This window comes from Pseudomonas sp. FW305-3-2-15-C-LB1, assembly GCF_058787615.1.
On sequence record NZ_JBYSZX010000005.1, the window covers coordinates 282440 to 293216 of the forward strand.

Annotated in this window: 8 protein-coding genes; 7 read left to right on the forward strand and 1 reads right to left on the reverse strand. The window is 57.5% G+C overall.

Features of this window, described 5'->3' with window-relative positions:
- The first annotated feature begins 236 nt into the window (after nt 1-236).
- From AC3WP7_RS12845 to AC3WP7_RS12875, 7 genes are all read left to right on the forward strand, one after another.
- Nucleotides 237-1244, forward strand: a complete 1008-nt coding sequence (locus AC3WP7_RS12845; RefSeq protein WP_102592351.1) for a dynamin family protein — start codon at nt 237-239, stop codon at nt 1242-1244.
- Nucleotides 1241-3499, forward strand: coding sequence for a dynamin family protein (locus AC3WP7_RS12850; protein WP_102592352.1), 2259 nt, complete (start codon nt 1241-1243; stop codon nt 3497-3499). Before AC3WP7_RS12845 ends, AC3WP7_RS12850 begins: the two co-directional genes overlap by 4 nt.
- 11 nt (nt 3500-3510) lie before the next feature.
- Nucleotides 3511-4440 carry a hypothetical protein gene (locus tag AC3WP7_RS12855; RefSeq protein WP_256579939.1) on the forward strand — a complete coding sequence of 310 codons (930 nt, stop codon included), beginning with the start codon at nt 3511-3513 and terminating at the stop codon, nt 4438-4440.
- Nucleotides 4441-4444: 4 nt separating this feature from the next.
- Complete coding sequence (locus AC3WP7_RS12860) at nt 4445-7708, forward strand: ATP-binding protein (protein WP_102592353.1); 3264 nt, start codon at nt 4445-4447, stop codon at nt 7706-7708.
- Entirely contained in the window at nt 7705-8292 is a 588-nt protein-coding gene (locus tag AC3WP7_RS12865; RefSeq protein ID WP_102592354.1) for an HNH/ENDO VII family nuclease, read from the forward strand. The genes AC3WP7_RS12860 and AC3WP7_RS12865 overlap by 4 nt, the downstream gene beginning before the upstream one ends.
- A gap of 12 nt (nt 8293-8304) precedes the next feature.
- The gene (locus AC3WP7_RS12870; protein WP_102592355.1) at nt 8305-8712 is read left to right on the forward strand and encodes an SMI1/KNR4 family protein; all 408 of its coding nucleotides are present in this window, start codon (nt 8305-8307) and stop codon (nt 8710-8712) included.
- Between the two features lie 161 nt (nt 8713-8873).
- A complete protein-coding gene (locus AC3WP7_RS12875) occupies nt 8874-9890 on the forward strand; it encodes a helix-turn-helix transcriptional regulator (protein WP_102592387.1) in 1017 nt (338 codons plus the stop codon).
- Between the two features lie 180 nt (nt 9891-10070).
- Here the strand turns inward: AC3WP7_RS12875 and AC3WP7_RS12880 are convergent, their stop codons facing one another.
- Nucleotides 10071-10601, reverse strand: a complete 531-nt coding sequence (locus tag AC3WP7_RS12880; protein ID WP_146012697.1) for a hypothetical protein — start codon at nt 10599-10601, stop codon at nt 10071-10073.
- Nucleotides 10602-10777 lie beyond the last annotated feature (176 nt).

Genomic DNA, 10777 nt, shown 5'->3' on the forward strand with positions numbered 1-10777 from the left:
TGATCGGAATCATCAGCCGCTGGATGCAGCCCCAAGCTCGTCTTGTACATCGCGTAACGGGTACGCCGCCTCGATGATCTGACTAGTTGCATGGAGCTTGCGACTCAACCTGTCGCTACTTCGTGCAAGCCTGTCTCCAGCGGACAGGGCGAATACCCTCGCCTCCCGCCATATTTTTTAACAACACTCTCCATATCGCCGTGAATGCCATCAGATCAACAGGACCGAGAAAAAACATGAAGCATGCAACAAGGTCAGTGGCTCGCTCTGGAAAAACGAGGCCTCGTCAGACAAGTAGCGCCCCCTTCGATGTGTTGGTATTGGCGACCATGAGTGCAGGCAAGACATCGTTCATCAATGCCCTGATCGGGCAAGAACTGCTGCACACCGCCAACGAAGCCACTACCGCTTGCATGACGCGTGTCGAACATCGCCAAGGCGCGCAGGCCTTTGACGGTGCTTGTTACTCGCATAATGATCAAGAGCTTGCGCGGCTCAAGGACACTTCAGCCGCGATGCTTCGTGACTGGAATGCCAACAGCGAAGTGAAGCGAATCTGCTTGAAAGGCAACTTCAAGATCGTGCCCAGCCCTGCATCTGGCCTGGTATTGCATGACACCCCTGGCCCCAACAACAGCCAGGACCACAAGCATGCAGAACTGATGCTCGAAGCGGTACGCACTGTTTCTTTCAAAGCCCTGTGCTATGTGCTTAATGCCAGCCAACTGGGCACGCAGGATGATCGCGCTCTGCTGGCGCAAATTCGAGATGAACTCGCGACCCGACCTGACCACACGATCTACTTCATCCTAAACAAAGTCGACCTGCTGGACCCTGAGACGGGTGAGACCATTGATGCCTATGTCGGCAAGGCTCACCGCTACCTCACAGCTATCGGCTTTGACCAACCGATCATCATCCCGACCATGGCCAACGTCGCGCTCTATGCCCGCAAGGCCCTCAAGGCCCAGACCTTGACTCGCTCGCAGCGGCTTAGGCTTCACCAGGCGCTTGCCTACCTGCAGGAAAACAAGCGCTCGCTGCTTCACGCCACGGTGGTGCCAGACGCTATCAAGAAAGACGTATTCAAGGCACTCAACAGCCTGGAACGGCAACGTCAGCTCAAAGCGCTCGACGCGCAAGCCTGCGAAAAAAACGATTTGCAGCAATTGGTGGCCATCAGCGGTATGAAGACCGTAGAAGCCCTGATCAAACATCAACGTCAATCGATCAAGAATCCATGAACCGCATCCATATCACGCACAACCCTTTCACTGTCGAAACGATTTTCTCGATCAACGACCAGGCCCCGGCAGACGGCTGCAAATTGTCGAGCTACAAGGAGTCGCGCCTGCAGTTGTGGGTCGAAAAACTGTTCGATGAATTGAGCGAACTGTTCAATGGCGACAATCGCTTCCATGTCGCTTTTACAGGTGTTGAGTCTGACTTCCTGGATATCCAAGAAGCCGCTAATGTGGCCATTGCCGATGGCATGCAGGTGGAACTGGAGTGGCACCAGACCGTACCTACCGAGCAACGCCTGGAGCAGATCCGCGCCCTGATGGCCGAGGCGCGCGAGCACCCTCAGTTCGACCAGTTCATCGCTGACAACGAGCAGGTTCGCAAGTCCATCGAAGAAGCGTTCAACCGTGACTTCGATGTTTATGTCGTCGCGACCATGTCATCGGGTAAATCGACATTGATCAACGCGATGCTGGGGCGCGACCTGCTGCCTGCGGCGAACGAAGCGACGACTGCGACAATTGCCCGGATCACGGACAATGATCGGATGACCGATCGATTCTCGGCCAAACGCTTCAACCGCAAAGGTGAAGAAGTGGGTGCGGCTGACAATGTCGACCTGGAATGCCTCAAAGAGTGGAACCAACTCGAGGACACCCAGCTGATCGATATCGAAGGCAACATCGTAGCGATTCGCGAGCGCGAGGACGTGCGCCTGGTCCTGACTGACACCCCTGGCCCCAACAATAGCCAGGATGAAGAGCATCAGCTCAAGACCATGAGTTTCATTCAGGATTCCCGGCGCAACCCGCTTATCCTGTATGTGCTGAATGCCAGCCAGCTGGGCACCAACGATGACAGCAATCTGCTCGGCCTGGTCGCCGAGACCATGCGCAAGGGTGGTAAGCAAAGCAAGGATCGCTTCATCTTCGTGATCAACAAAATGGACGTGTTTGATCCTGAGCAGGGAGAAGATATCCCTTCTGTACTCAAGCGTGTGAACCAGTACCTCACCAGTAATGGTATTCAGAACCCCCTGATTTATCCGATCTCTGCCAACCTCACTCGCTTGATCCGCAAACCGAGCGACCTGCACACGCGCAAGGAGCGCAACGAGCATAAGTCGATGGCAGACATGTTCAGCGAAGAGCCAAGCATGAACATGCTGCAGTACATGCCGATCACCTCTCGCGTGCATCGCTCGCTGCAGGAAAAACGCCACTCCCCGTTGCTGCTCAGCAGCGGCTTGCCGGCAGTCGAAGCGATGATCGATGAGTACATCGACAAGTACAACCTGCCGCACCGCCTCAAACGCGCCTATGAAGCGCTGGGTCACGCTATTCGAGTGGGTTTGAATGAAACTGACCTGATCGAACAACTGCAACAAGATGAAAGGACCCTGGCTCATCTGAACGAGGAGATCCAGGGCCTGCAGCAGCGGCAGGAAAAAGGCTTCGACACCGCAGCTTACAAAGACAAGCTGGAGCGCGAGGGCAAGGCGCTCCCGCGAGACACAGAGCTTGAGCTGGCCAAGCTGGAAGCCGTTATTGGGCCCATCATCAAGCAGCTGGGCGCAAACTTCATGCAAAACGACGTTCGGGTAAGTATTGCCGAAGCGCGCGTGCAAGAAGCGGAAGAGCTGCTGCAGTTCAACCATCGGAAGCTGGTGAACCAGTACGAGTCGGTGTTCGTCTCCAGTCAAGAGCTTATCCGCCAGGACCTGCATACCGAGTATCAGCGTTACGTCACAGAAATCTTCCAAGGCACCGAGAGCTTGAACCTGCCAATTTTCGAGGGGCTTAAACAGGCGGCCTCGAACATCTCGTTCAATCTGTCCGTATGCCAGGATGATATTCAAGTTAAACGCGTTGTCATCGGGACACGCGAGGTAAGCGACAGCTCTTGGTGGAACCCCTTCTCCTGGGGCTCGACCCGAACGGTACGGGATTACGGCAACGAGAATTACGTCGATCTCGAGAAGTTCTGGCAGGAGCGTTCCACTCGAATCCAGGCCGAATTCACACGCCTGGTCGAAAATGCTCGTAAGGAAATTGAGGTTGGCAAGGACCGTTTGATCGAACAATACGTTGCATTCATGACCCGCGAATTTGACCTCAAATTTGCCGAACTGCTGACGTCCTTGAGTTCCAAAACCACAGACCGAAACGCCCGCGAGGTTGCGGTTTCCGAAGCCAAGGCACTGCGTGCCTGGATCGACAATTTCAAAACCAAGCTCGACAGCACATTGGCTATTTAAGGAGCCCCACCATGACCACCGATATGCTTGCCGAAGCCAGGAAGAGTTATCTGCTGTCAATCAAGGACCCTAATGCCAGCACCGCCCTGCTCAATGACCTTCTGGATCGCGCCGAGAAACAGTCTCCGGAGCTGCTGGTGGCCTTCGAGCCAGGGGTTGGGAAAAATGCCCTTGACCCCGACCCCGTGAGCTGGAGTGCAGACTACCTGACTCGTCAAATGTGGCTCACTCAGCAGAACTTCGCCCGGGAGCGCATTGAGCACTTGCTTGCCGTTCGCGAGCACCTGCGCAAAACCGGGGTGAAAGGTTTTGTGCCTACGCAAACGCCTCCAAAACCGCAAGCCGAGAGTGACGTCAACGTGCAGTCGAACTATGAGCCCTCCTCCAACCTCAGGAAGTTCGTACAGGAAGGCGAGCTGCTCACCATCCGGACCGCGCTGCGCATGGAACTGGATGACAATCGCCTGACCTCTGCCGACCTTCGTGCTGCATTGGCCTGGGCGGCCAAGCAGGTTCCAGCGCTTCTGGAAGCTTATTCTGAGAAGTCCTTCGCGCGCGCGATGGAGTCTGACCAGAAGCTGTGGACGAGCGAGTACTATGAGCTGCAGGTTGTGTACCTCAAGACCAACTACGCCCAGGAACGCTTCCTGCACCTGATCGAAGTACGTGATTTGTTGCGCCATCAAGGCGTAGAGGGCTTCGCGCCCGTGCAACCGAAACCACGTGCCAGCGCCAGAGCCAACGCAGACCAAGCCGCACCCGCTTCGCACCGCCCCCAACCGCAGAACTCCCGGTCACAACAGTCGCACCAGGCTCACCAAAGCCACCAATCGCAACCCCGTGCCGCAGACAACGACCGCAACCCAGTCTTCAAAGCCGCTTTGCTTGTCGGCGGCGCCCTGGCTGCGCTGGTGGTCTTCCTGGTTGCGCTGGTGAAATAACGCCATGGCAACCTCGACCCTGACCCCGCTGGCAATCCGCGAGATCCAGCAGAACGCCACGCTCACCCTGGCCGCTGGGCGTGCGCTGATCAACCGTAGCTACCTGAGCGAACTGGAGCAGTACCCGGTCATCGCTTCAAACCAGCGCATCAGCCTGAACCGCGCCAGCGACCTGCGGATATTCCGCGTCGAGCGCATCGTCCAGGACAACAAGCAGTCGGTGCTGGAAAGCACCACTGCGGCCTACACAGCACTGGGCGCCGCTGGCTATACGGTGTTCCTGTTCCTGCGCTCCAATGGCATCGAGACTGAACTGTTCATTGGCACCCGTGGCGAACCCGGCAAGATGCTCGGCCACAACTCCGGCGAGTTGCTGCGCGAGACCTTCAAAGGCCACTTCCCGGGTAGTGCGCTGCAACCGCTGAGCGTCCAGGACGCCAATGCGCTGCTCGACAAGCTCGAAAACGAGAAAAGCAACCCATCTGCCAGCATTACCGCTGTCACGGGCGTACCTGCATTGTCGACTGAAAACCGCGACCACTTCATGCAGGGGCTGGAGCGCTTCATCGACGCAGCAGAGCGGCGCGAATACCAGGCACTGATCCTGGCCGAACCCGTTTCTTCGCAGAAACTGGATACCATCCGTATCGGCTACGAACAGGTGGCGACCCAACTTTCGCCGCTGGCAAAACAGCAGCTTTCCTATGGCGAGCAAGACAGCGACAGCATTGGCCTGAGTATCAGCCAAGGCCTGAGCACCTCCCTTGGCCACAGCCTTGGCCTTACCGAAACTCGCGGCACCAGCCATACGACCGGTACCTCCACCAGCGAGACCAACGGCACCACTGAAAGCTTCAGTTCGCAAACCGAAGCCTCGAAGGCAGCCGCCATTGCCGGTAGCGCCATCGGCGCGCTTGCCGGGTCGTTCCTGGGCCCGGTGGGCGCGGTGGTCGGTGCTCAGGTTGGGTCAGGCATCGCCGCTGCATTCAATGAAACACGCAGCACAGGTACTAGCCATTCGGCTACCAGAGGCACCAGCGAAAGCAATGGCACGTCCTGGAGTGAGTCTTCTGCCCGTACACAGTCGACAACCCACACCAGCAGCACGACCGACAGCCAATCGGTCAACCGCACCAGCGGTAGCAACCGGCAGTTGTCGATCGAATCGGTAGACAAGACCATCGAGCAGCTGCTGGGCAGGATTGATCACCATCTGCAACGTATCGACGAAGCCAAGACCTACGGCGGCTGGAATTCTGCTGCCTACTTCATCGGCGACAGCAGCGCCTCGTCCGAATCGCTGGCAAGTATCTTCCTGGGCCTGGTACGCGGCAGCAAATCCAGCCACGAAGACTTTGCGCTCACCACCTGGACGTCGAGCAACAAGTCTGCGGTGCTGGAATGGCTCACGCGCCTCAGCCATCCCGAACTCAAACCTGCGTTCGCCAGCCGCGTGCCGGTGCCGTTCGTGACCCCTGCTACGCTGATTTCCGGCAAGGAAATGGCAATCCAGCTGAGCCTGCCACGGCGCTCCACTTCAACCGTGTCGGTCGTCGAAACCCAGGCATTCGGGCGCAAGGTGCAGCGCCTGGACGGCCAGACCACGCGGCGCCCAGGCGCCAGACAGCTGTCCTTGGGCAACATCCGTCACCTGTGGGAAAACCTGCCGCAGACCATCGAGCTGGACATGGACCAGCTGTCCAGCCACGTGTTCATCAGCGGTTCCACAGGTGCAGGCAAGAGCAACACGCTCTACGAAATGCTCGACCAGGTCAGCGCCGCTGGCGTGCCATTCCTTGTCATCGAACCCGCCAAGGGCGAATACAAACATGTGTTCGGCCATCGCAGCGACGTGACTGTGCTCGGCACCCACCCGGCGCACAGCGCCTTGTTGCGAATCAACCCGTTCCGCTTTCCGGCAGCGATCCACGTGCTCGAGCATGTCGACCGCCTGGTGGAGATCTTCAACGTCTGCTGGCCGATGTACGCAGCCATGCCCGCAGTGCTCAAGGACGCAATCCTGCAAGCCTACCTGCGCTGCGGCTGGGACCTGGAAAGCTCGAGCAACCGCTACAACGAGGAAATATTCCCCACCTTCGTCGACCTGCTGGAAACGCTACAGGAAGTGATCGAGGCGTCGGCCTATTCCCAGGAGCTCAAAGGCAACTACATCGGCTCACTGTCGACCCGGATTCGGTCACTAACCAACGGCCTCAATGGCCAACTGTTCGTGGCCGACGAAATCGACAACGACGTACTGTTCGACAGCAATGTGATCGTCGACCTCAGCCGCATCGGTTCTTCGGAAACCAAGGCGCTGATCATGGGTATCCTGGTGATGCGCCTGAGCGAGCACCGCATGGCCCACGGCGGCATGAACCAGCCCCTGCGCCACGTCACGGTGCTCGAAGAAGCCCACAACATCCTCAAACGCAGCCCGGAAGGCGGCGCCGAAGGTGCGGGGCTGATGGCCAAGTCTGTAGAAATGCTGACCAATGCCATTGCCGAAATGCGCACCTATGGTGAAGGTTTCATCATCGCAGACCAATCACCCCATGCCGTGGACATTGCCGCGATTCGCAACACCAACACCAAGATCATCATGCGCCTGCCCGATGAAACCGATCGCCGCCTGATCGGTAAGTCCGTGGCGCTGGATGACGAGCAACTGGACGAGATCGCCCGGCTCCCTAAGGGTGTAGCCATCGTCTATCAGAATGACTGGCTCGAACCCGTAATGTGCCAGGTGCGCAAGTTCAAAGGCGAGGAAGCGCCCTACCAATACCAGCCGCAAGCTACGGCGGGCATCGCACGCAGTGACTTCAACGGCCAACTGCTGAAACTGCTGCTCAGCCAGCGCGTGGTTACGCCTGCCCAGATTGACTGCGACCTTCTGCAGCAGGGCCTGTGCGCACTGCCATTGCCTGCTCGCACCCGCATCAACCTTTTGCAGATCGTCACACAGTACCGTAACCAGCAGGCACCAGGCATCTGGCGAACGGAAGCCTTCGAGCGCCTGGCGCGCTTGGTGGTGGATACGCTGAATTGCCGCCGCCAGGTCAACCAGATCATCCAGGAGGCCAATGACTACACGCACCTGGACCAATTGCTCGACGGGCTGCTCGAACAGAGTGCCAACGGCCTTTCAGCCGAGCTGGCCCTCGCCGCTCAGCAATGCCTGATGAAAGACTACAGCCTGCAGCACGAAAGCCACCTCGACATTTACGCGATGTGGCACGCGCACCATGAAAAAGGAAGCGTCCGGTGAACTTCGAGAACTTTGCCATCGAGAAGGCTGACGGCCCCTCCCGCCTCGCCCTGCTCGCCAGGGAAACACCCGACAAATGCCTGATCATCGCACAGCTGGATCGGCCGATCGTGCTGACCCAGGAAAACCGCCTCGAGCTGCCTGGCATGGGTGACGAAACCCGTGAACGGCTGGAGAAGCTCGGTTTCCCCAAGGAATTGCTGGACGTCATCAACAGCGAGGCCGAAGCGCGTATCTACGAAGAAGCCAACCTAGAGCCGGCTCAGGTAAACGGCAAGGATGCATTGATCCGCACCGATATCGATTACGATCAGAAAGATGCATTCGGCCGCACCAACCTAGAGCGCATGAAGCTGGGCCTCGCCCCGCTCGATGCGCAGGGCAGGCCGATCGAGTTGCACCATATTGGGCAAAAGCAGGACTCTCCCCTGGCCGAGCTCACGCGCGATGAACACAGGGGCAATGGCAATGACAATGTGCTGCACAATAAGCTGAAAGAGTCGGAAATCGCACGGGACGATTTCGACAAGGAACGCAAGGAATACTGGAAGGCGCGAGCCGAACAGATCGAGAGCCAACGGTAAGCGAGTGCCTACATGAAAACACTGGAAAAACTGGTTGCAGAACAACAGGCAGCTACCCGGCCTGCTACCAAGGCAAACATCGATACGCTCGAATCGAACCTGGGGTTTGAACTCGCCAACGAGTACCGGGAGTACCTGGAGCGCTTCGGCGTGATTGCCCATGACGCCTACGAAACCTATGGCCTCGGCGTGCCGGAAGACTACTTCCTGCACGCACTCAATGCCTACAAGGACCTGGCATCGGACGCCAGCTACCCAACTACTGCGGTACCGCTGCTGGAGCTGGGAGACGGCCAATATTACCTGTACGACAACCGCAGTCAGCGGGTCGTGCTGTGGGCCACCCCCAACGGTGGTGTCGTCCGTACCCTGGACGACAACCTGGAAGCATTCCTGATCAAGCATGTTTTCCAAGGCTGACGCCCCTCGATAGCCCCACCCTGCGGCGGGGCATCTTGTGCCTGGCGCTGCAGGCGCATTACTTGTTTGCCTACCTGAAAGATCTGCTGCCCGGAGGCGGCCAAGGCCTACCCATCCGGGTAGCATGCCGCCGCCCAGGCTTTGACAAGGAAGCTTCGCAATTGCCACAAATCAGCTCCCGCGACACCATCAGCCGGCAATGGGAACTGCTACACAAGCTACCCACCAAGGGCCCCGGCATCACCAGCGGTGAATTGCTCGAAAAAATGCGGGATACGGGCTATCGCATTACCAAACGTACCGTCGAACGCGACCTGATCGAACTGTCGCGCGTGTTCCCGCTGACGTGCAATGACCGAGGCAAACCGTTCGGCTGGCACTGGGCCCCAGGGGCAAGCATCGACCTGCCCGGTATGAGCGTCAGTGAAGCGTTGAGCCTGACACTCATCGAAGACACCATTCGCCCGCTGCTACCCAACGGAATGCTCAAGGCACTGCAAGGCCGCTTCCAGCATGCGCGCATGAAGCTCGAGAACATGGCCGATGAAAACCTGGCGGCGCGCTGGATGAGCAAGGTTGCCAGTGTTCGCCCAGAGCTCAACCTGCAGGCACCGAGCATCTCGGCGGAGATTCTCGAGACGATTCAACTGGCCCTTCTCGAAGAGCGTCAGATTGCTTGCCGCTACTACTCCGCCCATGGCAACAAGACCAGTGAACTGACGCTGAACCCTCTGGCTCTGGTGCAACGTGGGGTAGCCACCTATCTGATCGGTACCGCCGATCATTATTCGGACCTGCGCCAGTACGCAGTGCATCGGTTTCTCAACGTCGAGATCTTGCCGGCTGCCTGCGAAGGCGCGGCTCAGTTCGACCTTCCCCAGTACCTTGCCAGCGATGCCTTGCAATTCGGTGGCCCGCAGAAGATCAGTTTTCAGGCATGGGTCAGCGAAAGCCTCGCCCGCCTGCTGCGGGAAACACCCTTGGCAGAAGACATGGCGCTAGAGGCCTGCGAAGGTGGGTACCGCCTGACTGCGACAGTCAGTGACAGCTGGCAGCTGAACTGGTGGATGCTATCGCAGGGCGATGGACTGGTGGTCGAGCAACCTGTGGAACTACGCCATAAGTTGCTCGAGACGCTGCGAGGAACATTACAGCGTTATGAGCGGGCGACTGCATAGCGGGTCGCCCTGCCCAACTTATTTATCAACCCACCTCACAAAACAGGTGTTTCTGCGCGGTCGGGGTTGTTTCACTGTTACGGCTGGCGCCGAATTGACCCAGCTGCCGATCCCACACTGTCCAAGCATCAATCAGTAAATATCTAAAGCTGATAATGGTTTACCCGGTAGGAGCCTGGGTCAGTAAGATTTTGGTAACTGGATCAGTTCTATGCTAGCGGCAACACACCAAGTCTCGTATTCACTACCAAGAAGGACTGGCAGCGAAGCGTACCGTTGCTTGAAGTACATCGCGTGGAATTTGACCCTGGGCGGCTTAACCAGGATGTCCGAGAAAGCTCCTGCGAATCGCTCATGCAGATGTGCTTCGAGAGCACACTCGATCGCAAGCACAGGGGTCATGCCGGGCGCAGAGAGGTCTCGTGCAATTGATTCAACCAAGCTCATTCCATCGAGCGACACTTCCACAGCGATCTCACAATTTGAGCAGAATTTATCTATAGCATGATCCTGGTACACATCCGAAACAAGAAACAAAGCGATTGCACGCAGATGGAAGGCTGCTGCCGACGCATTGCATTGCAGCAAAAAAATACTGCAACGCAACGCCGAGGCAGGCTGAGGACTGTCACAAGAAAGATTAAATACTGACTTCAGGGAGTACACTGAAAGCCAGGCAAAGCCACACTGGTGTTTATCAGGAATCGCCATTCACGATCGCTAGCACAGCCGTTGCAAGTGGGGGCAAAAATAGGGGCACAACTCTTTTTTTCGACCTGAAATAACCGTCCTAGAGCCATGTCAAAATGTTCTTTGGCTTGCCTGAGAGCCTTTAGGCCTCGTAGGACAGACAGCTCTTCTGATCATTTTTGCCATTTCACGGACCA